The sequence below is a fragment of the Aeromicrobium sp. CF4.19 genome (assembly GCF_051262555.1).
GTDB lineage: Bacteria > Actinomycetota > Actinomycetes > Propionibacteriales > Nocardioidaceae > Aeromicrobium.
Genome location: NZ_JBIMEU010000010.1, coordinates 16,692 through 32,844 on the forward strand (window position 1 = coordinate 16,692; position 16,153 = coordinate 32,844).

16 protein-coding genes are annotated in these 16,153 nt (G+C 67.6%); 6 read left to right on the forward strand and 10 right to left on the reverse strand.

Features of this window, described 5'->3' with window-relative positions; all coding sequences use genetic code 11:
- Positions 1-148: 148 nt before the first annotated feature.
- From ACHAAC_RS16215 to ACHAAC_RS16230, 4 genes are all read right to left on the reverse strand, one after another.
- Positions 149-1,339, reverse strand: coding sequence for an MFS transporter (locus ACHAAC_RS16215; protein ID WP_435717354.1), 1,191 nt, complete (start codon positions 1,337-1,339; stop codon positions 149-151).
- Positions 1,332-1,847 (reverse strand): MarR family winged helix-turn-helix transcriptional regulator, encoded by a 516-nt coding sequence (locus ACHAAC_RS16220; RefSeq protein WP_435717355.1) that lies wholly within the window; start codon positions 1,845-1,847, stop codon positions 1,332-1,334. Before ACHAAC_RS16220 ends, ACHAAC_RS16215 begins: the two co-directional genes overlap by 8 nt.
- A gap of 719 nt (positions 1,848-2,566) precedes the next feature.
- A complete protein-coding gene (locus ACHAAC_RS16225; protein ID WP_435717356.1) occupies positions 2,567-3,157 on the reverse strand; it encodes a PIN domain-containing protein in 591 nt (196 codons plus the stop codon).
- Between the two features lie 34 nt (positions 3,158-3,191).
- Positions 3,192-3,719, reverse strand: coding sequence for a helix-turn-helix domain-containing protein (locus tag ACHAAC_RS16230; protein WP_435717357.1), 528 nt, complete (start codon positions 3,717-3,719; stop codon positions 3,192-3,194).
- A 157-nt stretch (positions 3,720-3,876) separates the two neighbouring features.
- Between ACHAAC_RS16230 and ACHAAC_RS16235 the strand changes: the two genes are divergently transcribed.
- The 5 genes from ACHAAC_RS16235 to ACHAAC_RS16255 all read left to right on the forward strand — a co-directional run bounded on the left by ACHAAC_RS16235 (position 3,877) and on the right by ACHAAC_RS16255 (position 8,875).
- Positions 3,877-5,805 carry an ATP-dependent nuclease gene (locus ACHAAC_RS16235; RefSeq protein WP_435717358.1) on the forward strand — a complete coding sequence of 643 codons (1,929 nt, stop codon included), beginning with the start codon at positions 3,877-3,879 and terminating at the stop codon, positions 5,803-5,805.
- Between the two features lie 1,065 nt (positions 5,806-6,870).
- Positions 6,871-7,209, forward strand: a complete 339-nt coding sequence (locus ACHAAC_RS16240) for an ArsR/SmtB family transcription factor (protein WP_435717359.1) — start codon at positions 6,871-6,873, stop codon at positions 7,207-7,209.
- 1 nt (position 7,210) lies between these two features.
- The gene (locus ACHAAC_RS16245) at positions 7,211-7,855 is read left to right on the forward strand and encodes a dihydrofolate reductase family protein (RefSeq protein ID WP_435717360.1); all 645 of its coding nucleotides are present in this window, start codon (positions 7,211-7,213) and stop codon (positions 7,853-7,855) included.
- 9 nt (positions 7,856-7,864) lie between these two features.
- Positions 7,865-8,326 carry an SRPBCC domain-containing protein gene (locus ACHAAC_RS16250; protein WP_435717361.1) on the forward strand — a complete coding sequence of 154 codons (462 nt, stop codon included), beginning with the start codon at positions 7,865-7,867 and terminating at the stop codon, positions 8,324-8,326.
- Between the two features lie 228 nt (positions 8,327-8,554).
- On the forward strand, positions 8,555-8,875 hold the full coding sequence (locus tag ACHAAC_RS16255) for a GNAT family N-acetyltransferase (RefSeq protein ID WP_435717362.1): 321 nt from the start codon (positions 8,555-8,557) through the stop codon (positions 8,873-8,875).
- 833 nt (positions 8,876-9,708) lie between these two features.
- On the opposite strand, the gene ACHAAC_RS16260 is transcribed toward ACHAAC_RS16255, so the two are convergent.
- From ACHAAC_RS16260 to ACHAAC_RS16270, 3 genes are read right to left on the reverse strand one after another with little or no spacing between them, the layout of a single operon-like run.
- On the reverse strand, positions 9,709-9,981 hold the full coding sequence (locus ACHAAC_RS16260; RefSeq protein WP_435717363.1) for a heavy-metal-associated domain-containing protein: 273 nt from the start codon (positions 9,979-9,981) through the stop codon (positions 9,709-9,711).
- Positions 9,978-11,558, reverse strand: coding sequence for a PH domain-containing protein (locus tag ACHAAC_RS16265; RefSeq protein ID WP_435717364.1), 1,581 nt, complete (start codon positions 11,556-11,558; stop codon positions 9,978-9,980). Before ACHAAC_RS16265 ends, ACHAAC_RS16260 begins: the two co-directional genes overlap by 4 nt.
- Positions 11,555-12,082, reverse strand: coding sequence for a PH domain-containing protein (locus tag ACHAAC_RS16270; protein ID WP_435717365.1), 528 nt, complete (start codon positions 12,080-12,082; stop codon positions 11,555-11,557). The genes ACHAAC_RS16265 and ACHAAC_RS16270 overlap by 4 nt, the downstream gene beginning before the upstream one ends.
- 342 nt (positions 12,083-12,424) lie before the next feature.
- On the opposite strand from ACHAAC_RS16270, the gene ACHAAC_RS16275 reads away from it, so the two are divergent.
- Positions 12,425-14,035 carry an ABC-F family ATP-binding cassette domain-containing protein gene (locus tag ACHAAC_RS16275; protein WP_435717366.1) on the forward strand — a complete coding sequence of 537 codons (1,611 nt, stop codon included), beginning with the start codon at positions 12,425-12,427 and terminating at the stop codon, positions 14,033-14,035.
- On the opposite strand, the gene ACHAAC_RS16280 is transcribed toward ACHAAC_RS16275, so the two are convergent.
- From ACHAAC_RS16280 to ACHAAC_RS16290, 3 genes are read right to left on the reverse strand one after another with little or no spacing between them, the layout of a single operon-like run.
- Complete coding sequence (locus ACHAAC_RS16280) at positions 13,983-14,867, reverse strand: bile acid:sodium symporter family protein (RefSeq protein WP_435717367.1); 885 nt, start codon at positions 14,865-14,867, stop codon at positions 13,983-13,985. The two genes, ACHAAC_RS16275 and ACHAAC_RS16280, sit on opposite strands and share 53 nt — an antisense overlap.
- Before the next feature lie 56 nt (positions 14,868-14,923).
- Positions 14,924-15,319: a cupin domain-containing protein gene (locus tag ACHAAC_RS16285; RefSeq protein WP_435717368.1), complete on the reverse strand. Its 396-nt coding sequence runs from the start codon at positions 15,317-15,319 to the stop codon at positions 14,924-14,926.
- Positions 15,320-15,339: 20 nt separating this feature from the next.
- Entirely contained in the window at positions 15,340-16,089 is a 750-nt protein-coding gene (locus tag ACHAAC_RS16290) for a phosphotransferase (RefSeq protein ID WP_435717369.1), read from the reverse strand.
- Positions 16,090-16,153: the final 64 nt, after the last annotated feature.

Sequence of the window (16,153 nt, forward strand, 5' to 3'; positions counted from 1 at the left end):
GCAGATCATGGCACGCCAAAGACCCCGACGGACCAGTTGTGACTTAGCCGGCTCGCCATGCGGGAGGACACCTCTGCGTCGCCGGCAGGTCGTCGGCGTGCCCAGAACCCACCGTTTGTGGTCGCGACCTCGATCATGATCCGCCTTGTCATCGATTGTTCGCGTCGTTGGTCGGTGGTGGGCGTAGAGCGAGAGCGGGAAGGGTGGACAGCGCGGCGACGGCGAAAGCGATCGGATAGCTGGTGGTGTCGATGAGGACTCCTGCGATCGTCGGACCCGAGAGAGTGCCGACGGTGAGTGCGGTATTCACGGCGGCCAGTCCGGCTGAAGGTCGATCGGCAAAGATCTGGGCCGACCACAAGCCTTGAGTGGCGATGATCGTCGCGTAGGCGGCGCCGAACACGATCGACGCGCCGGCGGCGACGCTCGGGTGCGCGGTCGACATACCGAAGGCGATGAGTGTGACTGCCACGCCGAGCGCGGCGATCTGATTGACCAGCCTGAGGCTGGATCTGTTGACCAAGAAACCGGCGAAGCTGGCCAGCAGGCTCGCCGCACCACACGCGGCGTAGACCCACCGGGCCGGCGATGAGCTGACGCCGTCCTGGCGGAGCGCATCGACGCTGAACGACCACCAGACGCTACTTCCTGCACCGATCGCAAGAGCCGAGAGCAGGAGCGGCCGCGCGCCGGGGCGCGTGAGCATTTCTCGTGGAGGAGGCGGCGGACTGCTGCCGACGTCAACGGTGCCTTGCGGGGCAGCGCGATGGGCGAGGAACCCGACGAAGATGGTGATGATGACGAAGGAGGCCCAGGCCCATCTCCATTGGTCGCCCGCGAGGAGGGCGACGGGCGCCGCGATGGCGACGCCCCAGCCGGTACCTGAGCTGACGATGGCCCAGACGGTGGCACGGCGATGTTGTGTGACCAGGCGGTGCACGATCTCGGCATAGGGCGGGAAGGCGAAACCCGATGCCGCGCCGGCCATGCCCACGCCGATCGCCAACACGGTCGTCGACGGCGCGCAGGCGATCAGACCCATACCGGTCGAGGCGGTGAGCGTGGCCAGTGCGAGGGCGGCCCGGACACCGGCCCGTTCGATGACGCGCACCACGGCGAGGTTGGCGACGAAGTAGCACCCGTACGACAGTGACGAGATCGCTCCGGCAGCGGTGGCGCTGAAGCCGAGGTCCTCTCGCATGTCCGGCAGCAGAAGGCCGTAGCCGTAACGGGCCAGCCCGAACATGACGGCTATCAACGACGCTCCCGCAACAGCCGTTGGAAGCCAGCCGACCTCCGCGCCGGTCCCGGTCTCGTTCCTGGCGGGAACCTCAGGCATGCGGGTCCTCGCCGCTCATGGTGTGCTCCAGTGGACACTCAGTGCTCGGCTCGTTGCAGGCCGGCCGGTCACACAGCCGACACGTAGCCAGTGCTGGGAGCCTGCTCTCGGCCAACCCAGCGACCAGCGGTTCGAGGATCTGCTCAAGCATGTGCCGCTGCTCAGCAGTAAGCGCGCGCGTCACCACCTCCAAGGCGCCGTTGCGAGCTGTCAGATACTCGTGCGCGCGCTCTCGACCAGCGTCAGTCAGGTGCACTTCTCGCCGACGGGCATCACCACCCCTCTCCCGGTGCACCAGCTCGTCCCTGGCCAGGCGATCGACGAGCCGAGTGGCCCCGGAGTCAGTCAGGTCGAGCACCGCGGCCAGCCACGCCACTGGTCGACCTGGATGAGCGAGCAGAGTCACCAACGCTGCCTGCTCCGAAGACGTCCCAGCGGAGGAAGCGGTCGTCATGCGATCCGAAAGAGTCAGCGCGAGCGCGCCCAGAAGGTTGTCAACGCGATCCATGTCCTCAGTGAACAGTACTTGACTGAGTCAGGCAATCTTTGGAAGGGTTCCTCTCGGCGGTCGCGAGACGAACAGCCGGCCACAACAGTTCCCAATAGGTCCACTGGCTCCGGATTCACCGCCAAGCACGTCGACCCGTCCCACGTCCCCGTCTCAGAATCCCTCCGTTTGTGAGACATCGAAAGGCGGCGAATACGGGCCTGCGACTTTCTTCACTGCGTTGTCTCGGCGGTAGCGTGGCGCCATGCCAGGACCACTCGGGGGAAGACCCACTTGGATCCGCGCACTTGTTCTTGGGCCCACCGTGGGACTCGCGGCGTTCTCTATCAGAATGATCTTCGGGGTTTTCGTCGAAGGGCAATCGTCCGCAGACGCTGCGGTGTCGAACCTTCCTCTCGCAGTTGGTGCGTCCGTGACCGCTTTCCTCTTCTTCCTCGCTTTGATCAGTTGGTACGAAAGTGGCCCCCGGGAGTGGGAGTAGCTAGAGCCGATCTGCGCCAACACTCGAAGTAGCCAACGCCTATCGCGGTGGTTTGACCCTCTCCAGATCCGTGATGTTGCAACCCTTCGCAGCTCCCTCGTCACTGTCGGACAAAGAATCCCGGAATGCAGAAGCGTTTTCCCAGACCGGTGTCGGGCCGGATTGGTTCGCGGACTTGGGATAAGAAGCAGCGTGTCAATCTCGGGCCCTTGTAGCCAGAACCTGCTGCTGGCGGACCCTAGAGAAGCGGGTCGTCCCCTCGGTCGAGGATCGGCGTGACAACCTCGGCGACCTCATCCATGCCGTAGCGAGCCACTAGGAGTTCCACAATCTCGTGAGGCGTCTGGCCACGCCGACGGGCCGCCATCTCGCCGATTGCGCGGGCAGCGCGCTCCGGGTCGACGTCGGCGGTATTTACTGCGAAGTCGCGCCCGCTCAAGATTTGGATGTCCGGGGGCACCTGATTTGAAGGAAAGTGCCGGAGGTTGTCACTCACGATCGCACCCGCACCGCCAACGACCGCCGCGGCGACGACGTGCTCATCGTCGGCGTCGGGCAGGCCATAGGTTCCCTCCAGAGGCTCCCACCCTACGACCAGCGCGTCGTCAAAGTGCTCCCGCAAGTTTGCGAGGAGCCTGTCCGCCCCGGCCAAGGCGTCGGCGGCGTCGCCTCCGCGATCGATGAGCTTTACCTGTTCGTGGCGATGCGGCTCTTCGAGGATGGCTTCGCTCCACAGTGGGCGGTACAACCCCTCCACGGCCATCGACATGAGGAAGTCGCGCTGCAGGCTCGGCCAGAGCACGCAGGTATCAAGGACGGCGACGAACACGCCGCCATCCTCTCAGGTGCCAGGATCCAGGATTCTACTTCGCGGTGCGTTCGCGTCGCTCGGCGGCAATCTCCGCGCGGATGCGGCGGAACCGTTCCTCGGCCGTCTCAGCATCCTCGAGGACTTCCGCATAATCGTCAGAGGTCTCTAGCAGGGCTCGGTACTGCGCGTCGCGCCGACGGCGGCGATACTCCAGCAGGTCGTGAAGCTTTACCACTCGGCGCCGTTTGCCTGGGGTGTCTGCTGGTAGTTCGCCGGCGTCGATCAATTTCACGACCGTTGGCCTGCTCACGCCGAGAAGATCGGCTGCTTGCTGGGTTGTGAGGAGCTGGCTCTGGGGCGCGACGGTAACGGCCTTGCCGGCCTTCATCGCCTCCAGAACCTGCAGCAAGACTCTATGAGCCGCGGCCGGCATCTCCACCTGATCATGCTCACCGGCCCCCATCAGGAAGTAACGCGTCCCAGCGCGAGGCTCATGCGCCTTCAGGAAGCTCAACGCCGACGTCATCTGTTCGGTCGACTCAGGTAGGTATGTCTGCTGTTCGAGTGCCTGTGTCGTCATTTTCGGCTCCTTGGTTACGAAAACAGCATACGTGCTTTCGTTTCTTTCGTAAATATCGTACGGTGTAAAACCTGTACGTACAAACCTGGTCCGGGAAGACGTCCGTCCGTCTATGGGCGAGCACTGCACTCCGACCGACTCAGAGAAGGGCGCGCTCGTGCGGCTGATTTCCTTTCACGCGAAGACTTTCCGCAACGTGATCGACTCGACTGAGGTCGCGGTCGACGATGTGACATGCCTGGTGGGGAAGAACGAGGCCGGCAAGTCCGCGATCCTCCAAGCGCTCCACGCTCTCAACCCCGCCAAGCCGGACCAGCCGTTGACGCTGCTCGACGAGTACCCCCGCTGGTTGAAGAAGGAACACGAGGTCACCGGCGAGATCGAGTCCGCGGTACCGATCTCTGCCACCTTCGAGCTCACCGATGAGGAGGTCACCGAGTTCACCAATCGGTTCGACGCGATCGTGCTCAGTTCCTCCCAGTTCACCGCCTCGCGCTCCTACGCCAAGCCCAACACGATTCAGATCCAGGCATCGATCGACTACCAGGCGTTTCTGTCTGCCTTCCTCGGAAGCTTGCCACAGCGGGTGCAGAAGGCTGTCGGGTCGAAGCTCACTACCGCCGATGAACTCATCACGGCGCTGAAGGGGCTTGTCGCCGACCAGGGCAGCGGGGACACTGAGGTCGCAACACTGGCCACTGATGCGGGCGAGGCCTTGCAACGTCTCTGGAGCATCACGGGAGCCGAGAACCGCGGGGTGAAAGTCGCCATCGATACCGCGCTCCGCGAGGCACTGCCGCGGACGTTCTACTTCAGCACCTACTCGCAGTTGGCAGGCCGCTACAACCTCGAAGAGGTCATTGAGGCCGTCACCGAAGGCAGCGCGGATGACTCGGTCCAGGCGGCAGCGGACTTCCTCCGTATTGCGCGTGCGGTGCCGGAGTCGATGGAGGACGCGGACTACGAGCAGTCGAACTCCGAACTCGAGGCCACCTCGAGTCTGCTGACCAAGCGGGTCCGGGAACACTGGAAGCAGAACGACCACCTCAAACTCCGGGTCGCGATCGAGGCGCAGCCTTACACGTTCCAGAGCCACGAGAGGATAAGGCGGTGGCTCCAGTTCCGCGTGGAAGACCAGCGCCACGACTTCAGCAACCGGCTCGACCGCCGGTCGACCGGTTTCCAGTGGTTCGTCTCTTTCCTCGCTTCCTTCCTGGAGTTCGAGGCCGACAAGAATCTCATTTTGCTCCTCGACGAGCCCGGGCTGTCCCTTCATGCCCGCGCGCAGATGGATCTCCTCGACGCCCTCGAGGCCAAACTTGCTCGCAATCGGCAGGTCATCTACTCCACCCACTCTCCCTTCATGGTCCGGTCGGAGCGCCTCAACCAGGCCCGCGTCGTCGAGGACCGCGGACCCGACTTCGGCACGGTCGTGGACAACGACGCTGGCGCCGTGTCCGACCCCGACACCCTGTTCCCGCTTGAGGCCGCATTGGGCTACGACATCGCCCACAACCTCTTCATCGGTCGCCGCAACGTGCTCGTCGAGGGAGTCTCCGACTTCATCTACCTCACCGCGATCTCCGGCCATCTCACGACCAACGGCAGGCCCGGCCTGCCAACCGACAGTCGGCTTATCCCCGCCGGTGGTGCGACCAACATCCCAACGTTCCTTGCGCTGCTGGGCACCCACCTCGACGTCGTAGTCCTCATCGACGGCAATACCAGCGACCAGCGCATACAGAACTCGATCGCCACCGGCCGGGTGAAAGATGCCAGGATCCTGTCGGTCGCGAAGTACTGCAACGTTCCCGGCGCTGACATTGAGGACGTTTTCGAGCCCCAGGAGTACCTCGACCTCTACAACGCCACCTACGGCAAGCAGATCAAGCTGACCACCCTCAAGGGCAAAGATCGTATCGTCAAGCGGATCGCACGGGCCGAAAGCGAGTTCGACCACGGTGAGGTCGCCGCGCACTTCCTGCGCAACCTTGACCCCTCACTTGTCGCGCTCTCGCCGGGCACCCTCGATCGCTTCGAGTCCCTGATCCAGGCGATTTCGGCCGCGCTCCCTGACGACGACTAATCGCTGGAACAAGCGTGACGGGGTCGCCTCTCACAGGGCGCTCGGTCCTCTTGCTCTCACCCGGCCGGCCAAGGTGCGGCTATGCCAAATCAGCACTACTCCGTCACGCCCGCGATCCCCAGGAAATTCGAAGAGGCTTATCTGCGACGCGCAACCCAACTGCTCCGCGGTATCTCTCGGTCGATCGTTCGTCGCTCTGGCGAGGTCAGTCGTCTTCGTGCGTCATTCTGGGCGGTAAGCACGTGCCTCGGAGTCTCAGAAACCCTCGTTAGTGAGACATCGAAAACCGCAAGAGTCCTTCTCGAAGGCGGCGGGACGGTATGCCCTATGCCGTCCTCTTCGAGGATCCCGAGGAGACCGGAAACCGGCAGTCGGGTGTGACTCCCCTTGCCGGAGCGCGGAGTCCCTGAAAGGTTGTGGACATGCCGCCGGCGCGTTCAGAGAGTCCGCGAGAGCCATCTCAACGCTCCACGTGGTGGGTCGGGCGCGGCGGCAGGAACCCTCGCGCCGAAGCTCTGGCGATCATCGCGTTCGGAGTTGTCTGGCTGTTCCTGCTGTACGTGCCGAGACTCGTGGGCGAAGACACGACCGAACCCAGGGGATGGGACTGGCTGCAGTATCTATCGCCCGCACTCTGGATCGGAGTCATCCTCGTGGGCATCTACAAGTTTGTAAGAGCAACCCGTCAATCCAAGGCGCGGGACTTGCCAGACAAACCGCCGACTGCTGGCTGACAAAAAGCGGTCTTGCCGCTGGCAGCACATCACCCGCGTCTCGAAAACCCTCGTTTCTGAGACACTGCTCGCCTGTACCAGAAACGACCGATTCTGAGCCAGCGGGCCGGAGCGCCACACAAATAGCTCCGAACCTGCCCGCGAGGTAGGACTACTGCTCCGCAGCAACGCGAGTTGAGAATCGCGGCGACACGACGTGCCTGGACACGTCCGAGGCGTCTATCGCACCCTCCGGCGATGAGTTCACCGCACCGGTGGCAGATGGACGTGGCCGATCCTCACTGGCTCGAGCTCGTTGACAAGTGCTCGCCCTTCATCAACAGTTAGGTTTGTGCCTTACTATCACGACGAGGTCGACGCCGTGCTCCGCGCTCTCGCAGATCCGACGCGCCGGGCCGTCGTGGAGCGGTTGGCGAAGTCCCCAGCCGTCGTGTCCGAGCTCGCGGCACCGTTCTCGATGACGCTGCCCTCGCTCATGCAGCACCTGCGCGTCCTGGAGAACGCCGGACTGGTCACGTCACAGAAGCACGGACGAGTCCGCACCGTGAGCCTGCGGCCGGGCGCCCTGGACGTCCTGCACCTGTGGCTCGGCGAGCAACGAACCCCAGCAGAGCACCAGGCCGACCGACTCGGCATCCACCTGACCCGCACGACTTCGAAGGAGACCTGACATGACTCGCGTCCGCCTGGACCTGAACATCTCCCTGGACGGCTACACCTCGGCTGGGCAGACCCCAGAGAACCCGATGGGCGAGGACTGGGAGCGCCTCATGGCCGCCTACGTCGCGACCCGCACGATGCAGGAGCGCGTCTTCGGGGACACCAGCGGCGCCGGCACGACCGGCATCGACGACGCCTACGCGGCCGCGCACTTCGAGGGCATCGGCGCCGAGATCATGGGCGCGGCCATGTTCGGCCTGCACTCCTTCCCCGACGACCCGGACTGGAAGGGCTGGTGGGGCGACCAGCCGCCGTTCGGCGTCCCGGTCTACGTCCTCACCCACACCGCACCGCGTCCGCCGATGCCGATGCAGGGAGGGACGACGTTCCACTTCCGCAGCGCAGCTATCGAGGACGTGCTCACTGAGGCGACGGAGGCCGCCGGTGACCTGGACGTACGCGTCGGCGGCGGCGCCGGCACAGCGCACGACTTCCTGCGCGCCGGCCTGGTCGACGACCTGCACGTCGCGATCGCCCCACTGATCCTCGGCCGCGGCCACCCGGTGTGGGACGACCTGCACGGACTCGAGCTCACCCACGAGGTGACCACGGAAGTCGCCGAGAGCGGCACGATCCACGTCACCTTCACCCGATAGGACGGACCCATGACGACCGAACGCCGACTCGCCCACGCCGGGTTCACCCTGACCCGCGACTACCCCGTGCCCCCCGCGCGCATCTGGAACGCGTTCGCCATGGAGAAGGAGAAGCTGGCCTGGTTCGGCGCCGGCGACGCCTTCGAGCCCGGCGAGTGGGCGTTCGACTTCCGCGTCGGCGGACACGACATCGACGAGGGAAGGTTCCACGACGGCCCGGTCACTCGATACGTGGCCACGTACACCGACATCGTCGAGCACGTCCGCATCGTCACGACCTACGACATGTGGCTCGACGAGGTCCACATGTCCACGTCGGTGGCATCGTTGGAGTTCGAGGCCATCGACAACGGCACGCGCTTCACCCACACCGAGCACGGTGTCTTCTTCGACCAGTTCTGGGCCGACGGACCGAACCGCGAAGAAGGCACCCGGGGAAACCTCGAGGCCCTGAGCAACCACCTCCTATGACGCACCTTCACGCGACGGCGTCCCGGCCCGGAGCGCTGCCCTGGGGTCTGCAGCACGGACTCATGACGCAGGGCCACGGATTCGCCCGTTGACCCGCATCCGCGTCGCCACACCAGCGGACGCGCCAGCGCTTGCTCAGACGCTCTGGACTTCAACACCGAGTTCGGCACCTTCTCTCCCCCCGTCGACGAGCTAACTGGCCGACTTGAGGAGCTGCTGGCGCAGAGCGTGACGTTCGGCATCGTCGCCGGGCCGCCAACCAAAGGGCTGGGACTCCTGACTCTGCGGACCAACGTGTGGTCGGGAACCATCGCTCTTCTTGACGAGCTGTACGTCGAGCCGACCAGGCGAAGCGCCGGTCTGGGTTCGGACCTTCTCGAACTGGCTCTTGAGGAAGCAGGTCGGCGCGGCGCCACCGAGTTCGAGGTAGAGGTCGACGAGCCCGACACCGATGCGCAGCGGTTCTACGCCAGGCACAGCTTGTCCGTGATCGACCCTGAATCTGGCGATCACGCCTTCATCGCCCGCCGACAGATCACCAACCCCTGACCAGAACCTCCGTTTGTGAGACAGCAAGGGACCGTCGAGGACCTTTCGCGTTGAATTGACTCAACTGCCTCGGGTGGCACCAGCTGCTTCTTGCAACATTGATGCTGCTCGAAGCGCCGATAGGACAGAAAAGTGCCGCGATCCGAAAGAACTTGCGCAGTAGATTCAGGCATTGAGACTTCGAACTACGCAGAGAGTGACGACCCATGGTGCTGACACTGCTGGCATGGTCGGTTACATTCTCGCCCTGGCGGTCTTCGTGCCCCTGCTGGCATATGGGTTCTCGGCCTTGGTCGACTGGAGGAACTGGAGGAATCGCGGAGGTGGCGATGGCCAAGGCGGGGTTAGAGTGCCGCGTCGACCAGGCCCATCTGGACCTCCCGCATCGATAACACGATCGATGAAGGAGGCCGGGGACCGGGACGAAACTGGCTAGCCCGCGAGAAGGGCAGACACCCCTTGCCCCTCATTCGGGATTGGCGAGAGTCAGCAGCCACCCCGCGGCGTGCAGTGATCTCCAGGTGCGCGCCCACCATGACCTGCGCCCCAAGCGCGTCGCGAAAGCGTCGGATAATCGCCGAATACGTAGTCGCGGGGGTAAGCGCGTGCCTTGGAGTCTCAGAAACCTTGGTTTTTGAGACAGCAGCACCACGTGCGCGATCCAATCCTCTGCCGTACACCGCCCTGCCCCCTCCCCCGGTCCTCATCGAGAAGACTGGCGGGTCTGCGACGTTTCGCGGGCCTTGTGCCCGCGGCGCCCAGCCGCGAAGGCCGGGCGGGCACCGGGTGGTGCGCGTCGGAGTCCTGGCGAAGCTCCCGCCTCGGGCCAGCGGTCACCGGTCCTTGAGGCGCATGGGTCCGTCGGGCAGCCCCGGGGGCGGGACGTCGGGGAGGCGCTCGTCGCCCGGTAGCCAGCCGCCGTAGACGTCGACGAGGGCCTCGACGCCCTCGTCGAAGGGTTCTGCGGTGACCACGAGCGAGCGGTCCTCGGAATCCTCCTCGCCCGCGAAGCCCTCACGACGGACACGCACGTCGTACCCCTCGGCCTCGAGCGCCTTCACCAGCTCGGCGGGATCGTCGTCGGGGTCGAACCAGATCGTGCTCATGGGTCGACAGTATCGATCTCCGGGCGGCGCCACGAGCCCTCGACGAACCCGTCGAGCAACCCCGGCGCGGCCTCCACCGCGAAGGCCAGCGCGACCTCGGCGTCGAGGTCGGGCGCGGAGTAGCCTCCCCAGCCCGCGGCCGTCGCGAGCGTGACCGTCCGCAGCCGGAGTCGACGCTGCAGCAGGGACTCGCGCAGCACGATCGTGCTGACTGCGCTGCACTGCAGGACGGCCGTGCGACGTGAGACGAAGCCCGAACGCACCACCGCGTACGCACCGACCACGGCGTACCCGAGGGCTCGGTAGGCGACGACGGCCGCCCCGAGCACGAGCGGCCAGCCCACGACCGGGACCCACCACACCCACCCCGGCACCGGTGCGAGCAGCGCCACCCAGGCGAGGACGACGACGGCGCCGGCGGTGGCGGTCGTCGCCCACACGAGCCGGCGCCTCAGGGCCCGTGGGGGCTGACGTTCCAGCGGTGCGGTGACCGGGTCCGGCGTGGCACCCAGGACCCGGGACCCGACAGAGCGGGCGACGCCCAAGGGTCCGCGAGGCAGGATCGTGGCAGGCTGGTTGGCCGACCAGATCGACAGCCCCGTGGTGATGACCTCGGTGTCGGCCATGCGCATCCACCGCCACACGACGGGCTCGCTGATCATCAGCCCGCGCAGCCGCCGATCGTCGCGGTTGACCTCCCTGGTCCGGAACAAGCCGTGCCGGGTCCGCAGCGCCGTGCTCTGCGCGCCGGTGACGCGACTGAGCTCGAAGCGCCAGAAGCTGGTCACGTAGGCCACGGCCATGCCCGGGACTCCCAGCGCGAGGAGCACCACCACGCCGAGCAGGACCCGCGTCACCCAGTCCAGAGAGCCCCATCCGACCAGCTCGGCGGACCAGCCCACCACGTCGAGGCCGAAGGCGCCGAGGAACCAGGTCCCGCCCCACACCAGGCCGGCCGCCATCAGGAAGGCCCAGACCCCGACGACGTTGTAGACGATCCATCGGAGCCGGAAGCGCGCCAGGACGACGGGTCGGTCCTCATCGGGCTCTGAGCCGTCGGTGGCGGGCTCCCTGCTGCGCAGCAGTCGGTTGCGAAGGCGTTCGGCGTCGTCGCGGACGACGGCGTCCAGGGACAGGGCCGACTCCGACGCCGCGCTCTGCTGCCCCGCCCCCACCAGCACGACGCGCAGCCCGGCCAGCCGATGCCGCAGCTTGGCGTCGGTGTCGACGCTGCGCACCCGGTCACGGCGGATGGATCGGTAGCGCCTCACGAACAGGCCGGTGGACCGCTCGAGGTGCTCCTCGGTGAGCCGGTAGCGCGTGGTCACCCACCGCAGCGCGTCGGCCGCGGCACCCCCGACGCCGAGGACGGCGAGCCCCAGCAGTGGTCCCCCCGACCCCCACGTCAGGTCGACGCCCAGGAAGACGAAGGCCACGACCGACGGAGCGATCGAGAGCACCGTGACGGCGAGGTCGACCGCGATCATGCGACCGCTGAGCCGGTGCCACGGGACGTCGACGTCCAGCGGCTCGTCCCGCTCGACGACGACCTCCGGGGTGTCGTCCTGCACCGTCACGTGGCGTCTCCGGGGATCTGCTCCGTGATCGCGGTCAGCTGCTCGGCGAGCTCGGCAGCAAGCCGGTGGTCGAGTCCGACGATCGCGACCGCGCCCGATGACGACGCGGTCGTGACCTTGAGTGTCGCGAGACCCATCGCCTGCTCCAGCGGACCGCGCACGGCATCGATCGTCTGCACCCGGGACAGCGGCGCGACCCGCCACTCCCGGACGTACCACCCGCTGAGCGCGTAGACGGCGTCATCCGTGGTCTCCCACCGGTGCACCGCGTACCGCCAGGCGGGGGCCACCGCGACCTGCACGACGAGCAGCACGGCGGCGATAACGATCGGCGCCACCAACCAGGCCCGCGCCGAGGACCACAGCACGGCCGTCACCGCGAGCGCGACGAGCAGCACACCGTAGGTGACCGACGCCCGGATCACCCACCACCACACGGCCCGACGCTCGATCCGATGACTCGGGGGGCGCAGGCGCGGCAGCTCGTCGACGCCGTTGCGGACCGTGGGGTCGGTGGTGCTCATGGTCCTCCTGGACGTGGTCGACGTCCTCGACCCTAGGCCAGCGGCGACGCCCTCGGCCCGTGCCGATCGTCACGAGCTCGCGGTCCGTCGGCGCCACGACCACCCGGCCGGGCCGCCGATCCGTCGACGTGGATGCCTCCGGCCGCATCGGATATGCTCCGGAGGAGCCGATCCCCGTCCCATGAGGTGCAGTCCGTCGTGAAGAGCTGAGGTCCGAGACCTGCGCGACACCGTCGCGCGTCCTCGTCGACCCGGCCCACGACCCGCCCCTGGCGGTCTCGAGCGGTCCCCTCGCGCAGCGTCTCCACGCGTCCCGTCCCTCCGGATCCCTGTGGAGCTCCCATGCCATCGACCCTCACCCTGCACCACCTGACCTTCTCCTGGCCTGACGGCGACACCGTTCTCGACGGCGTCGACCTCGGGCTGGGCCCGGGCCGTCACGGCCTGGTCGGCGCCAACGGCAGCGGCAAGTCCACGCTGCTGCGCCTGCTGACCACCGACCTGTCCCCGACCGCCGGCGCCGTGGAGGTGACGGGACGCCTCTCGCACCTGCCCCAGGACCCCAGCGCGGCCGGCGCCCGCACGGTCTCCGACGCGCTCGGCATCACCGAGCGCCGCCGCGCACTGCACGCCATCGAGTCCGGCGACGCCGACCCGCACTGGTTCGAGGTGCTGGACGACGCGTGGGACGTCGAGGAACGGTCCGTGGCAGTGCTGGGCCGTCTCGGGCTCGGCCGTCTCGAGAGAGGACAGGCGGACACCCACCCGTTGGATCGCGCGCTCTCGTCCCTGTCCGGGGGCGAGCTGACGCTCCTCGCCCTCGGCGCCCGTCTGGTCACCGAGCCGGACGTCCTGCTGCTGGACGAGCCGACCAACAACCTGGACGCGGGTGCCCGGGCGATCGTCCTCGACGTCGTCGACTCCTTCACGGGTTGTCTGGTCGTGGCGAGCCACGACCGCGAGCTCCTGGAGCACGTCGACGACGTCCTGGAGGTCCGCCACGGCTCGGTCCGGGTGTTCGAGGGACCCTTCAGCCAGTACGAGCAGGCCGTCGCCGCGGAGCAGGAGGCCGCCGAACGCACCGTCCGCGACGCCCAGTCGGACCTGCGCCGCCAGCGGCGCGAGCTGGAGCAGACCCAGGTCAAGCTCGCCCGCCGCGCCCGCACCGGCGCCAAGGCCGAGCGCGAGAAGCGGGTGCCGAAGATCATCGCCCACGGCCGCCGGCAGCAGGCGGAGGTGTCGGCCGGTCGACTGCGGGGCGAGCACGAGCAGATCGTCGAGCAGGCCCGTGACCGGCTCGAGCAGGCCGAGGAGCAGGTGCGCGACGATCGCGAGATCCGGCTCGACCTCCCGGCGACCCGCGTGCCCGCGGGCCGCGACGTCGTCGTCGCGACCGACCTCGTGCTCGCCCGCACCGGTGAGCCGGTGGCCCTCCACGTGCGCGGACCGGAGCGGATCGGGCTCGTCGGGCCCAATGGTGGCGGCAAGACGACGCTGCTGCGAACCGTGGCCGGCGAGCTGGCACCCGGCGAGGGGTCGATCCGTGTCCCGGGACCCGTCGGCCACCTGCCCCAGGCGGCGGACCTCCTCGACGATGACCTCACGGTGCTGGAGAACGTGCGAGCCCGGGCGCCCCGAAGCGAGCCTCAGCACGTGCGCGCCCAGCTCGCACGGTTGCTGTTCCGCGGCAGGGCGGTGGACCGCCCGGCAGCGACGTTGTCAGGCGGTGAGCGCCTGCGCGCCAACCTCGCCTGCCTGCTGCTGGCCGAGCCGGCACCCGAGCTGTTGCTGCTCGACGAGCCGACCAACAACCTCGACCTCACCAGCATCGCGCACCTCGTGCAGGCGTTGCGCTCGCACCAGGGGGCGTTGCTCGTCGTGAGCCATGACGAGCACTTCCTCAGTGAGCTCGCGCTGGACCGGCGTCTGACGGTCGCAGGAGGAACCGCGTGAGCACGAAGCCCCACACCGCGGCGATCGGGAACATGATGAGCCCGTAGATGGCCCCAGGCACGGAGATCGGCGTGCTGTCGAGCACCTCGACCGCGACGTAGATGGCGAGCGTCGCGTTGTGCACGCCGATCTCGAACGAGGACGCGACGGCCTGTCGCTCGGTGACCCCGGCCCACCGGGGGACGAAGAACCCGACCGCCAGGCTCACGACGCAGAACAGTGTCGTGGCGATGCCGACCTGGGCGAAGTACTCGCCGGCGTTGTCGCGCTCGCTCACCAGGATGGCGAGCACGAGGACCGCCAGGATGACGGCCGAGGCGATCCGGACCGGCTTGTCCATCCGGTCGGCGAAGGACCGGCGACGTTCACGCACCAGCATGCCGAGCAGCACGGGCCCGAGCACGATCACGAAGACCTCCACGACCTTGCGGAACTGCAGGGTGACGGAGTTGTCGAGCGCGAAGTGGGCGATCGCGAGGTTGGTGATGAGCGGGAGCGTGGCCACCGCGATGACGGAGTTGATGGCTGTCAGCGAGACGTTGAGCGCGACGTCGCCACGGAACAGATGGCTGTAGAGGTTGGCCGTCGTGCCCCCGGGCGACGCGGCGAGCAGCAGCATGCCGACGGCGAGCAGTGGCGGCAGGTCGAGTGCGACCACCAGTCCGAAGCACGCGACGGGCAGCACCAGCACCTGGCACGCGAGCGCAACCACGACGGCCTTGGGGTGCCGACCGACCCCGCGGAAGTCATCGACCGTGAGGGACAGCCCGAGGCCGAACATGATGATGCCGAGGGCGAGCGGCAGGCCCACCGTGCTGAGCGCCGAGTCCATGGGCCGAGCCTAGCGGTGATCCAGGTCACAACCGGGCTCCTCGACCAGCCCGCCGACTATTGCTCGAGCAGGTCGAAGTCGGCGAAGTCGAACCCGGGAGAGACCAGGCAGCTGACGAACGCGTCAGCCGGCCCGGGGACGGTTCGTTGCCAGTGCCCGGCGGGCACCAGCACCTGGGGTCGATCCAGCCCGCAGACGAGCTCCTCGCCCGGCTCCGGCCGATCGCCGTCGCCACCGAGCTCGACGGCCACCTCGCCGGTGTGCGCGAGCCAGACCTCGTCGGACCGGACGCGGTGCCAGGCCGAGGACTCCCCCGCCGCCAGCAGGAAGTGGATGAGCGTCGCCGTCGGCCGCACCCTCCCGTCGGCCAGCGTGACCTCGACGGGCGCGGCCCACGTCTGCCGGTACCACCCACCTTCGGGGTGGGGCTGCAGGTCGTGCTGCCGCGCCAAGGGTGGACGACCGTCGGCCGTCACAGTGCTGCTTCGATGTCGGGGAGCCGCTCGCGGAAGGCGGCGACGCGGTCACGCGTGCGCTGCGGCTCGCCCACCTTCTGCAGGTTGGCGATGCCCGCGTCGCCACGCGCGATGCCCGCCTCGATGCGGTCCGACGCGGAGGTCATCCGCTCCACGACGGCCTCCAGGACCCTCATCGGCCCCCACTCGCCGTAGGCGTCGACGAGCAGCTCGAGCCGTCGAGCCGTCTCGGCGGCGCCGATGTCGCGGTACAGGGGGATGCCGGTCCATGCCAGGAACGCGAGGTCCTCGATCGGCCTGCCGGGGCCGGCCATGTCCCAGTCGATCATCGCCACGAAGTGCCCGCTCTGGATGATCCAGTTGTAGGCGCCGGGGTCGTGGTGACAGATGATCTCGTCGTCGGCCAGCGCACGGGTCCCCCCGCGCCACGGGAGCTCGCCCTCGGGCCGGTAGTCCTCCACGACGTCGTGGAACTCGCGCAGCCAGGTCACGGCCTCCACGAGCACCGAGTCCAGCACGACCTCCGCGTCCACGGGCACGCCCCGACCCTCGACGTAGGAGAGCACCTCCCGGCCCTCCTCGTCGAGGCCCTGCAGGCGCGGGAGCCCGCCGAGGCCCGCCTCGGCGAGGTGGTCCAGCAGGCCGTGGACGGCCGGGGTCCAGGGGCCGGTGGGGCGCCGCACGGTACGGCCGACCCGCAGGACCCCACCCACGGCTCCGGGGAGGTGCTCGACGTCATCGCTCATGCGACCACGTCCTCTGAAGAATCACCGTAGGAACGTGCTCGCATGAGGTATCCCTTGTTCGCGC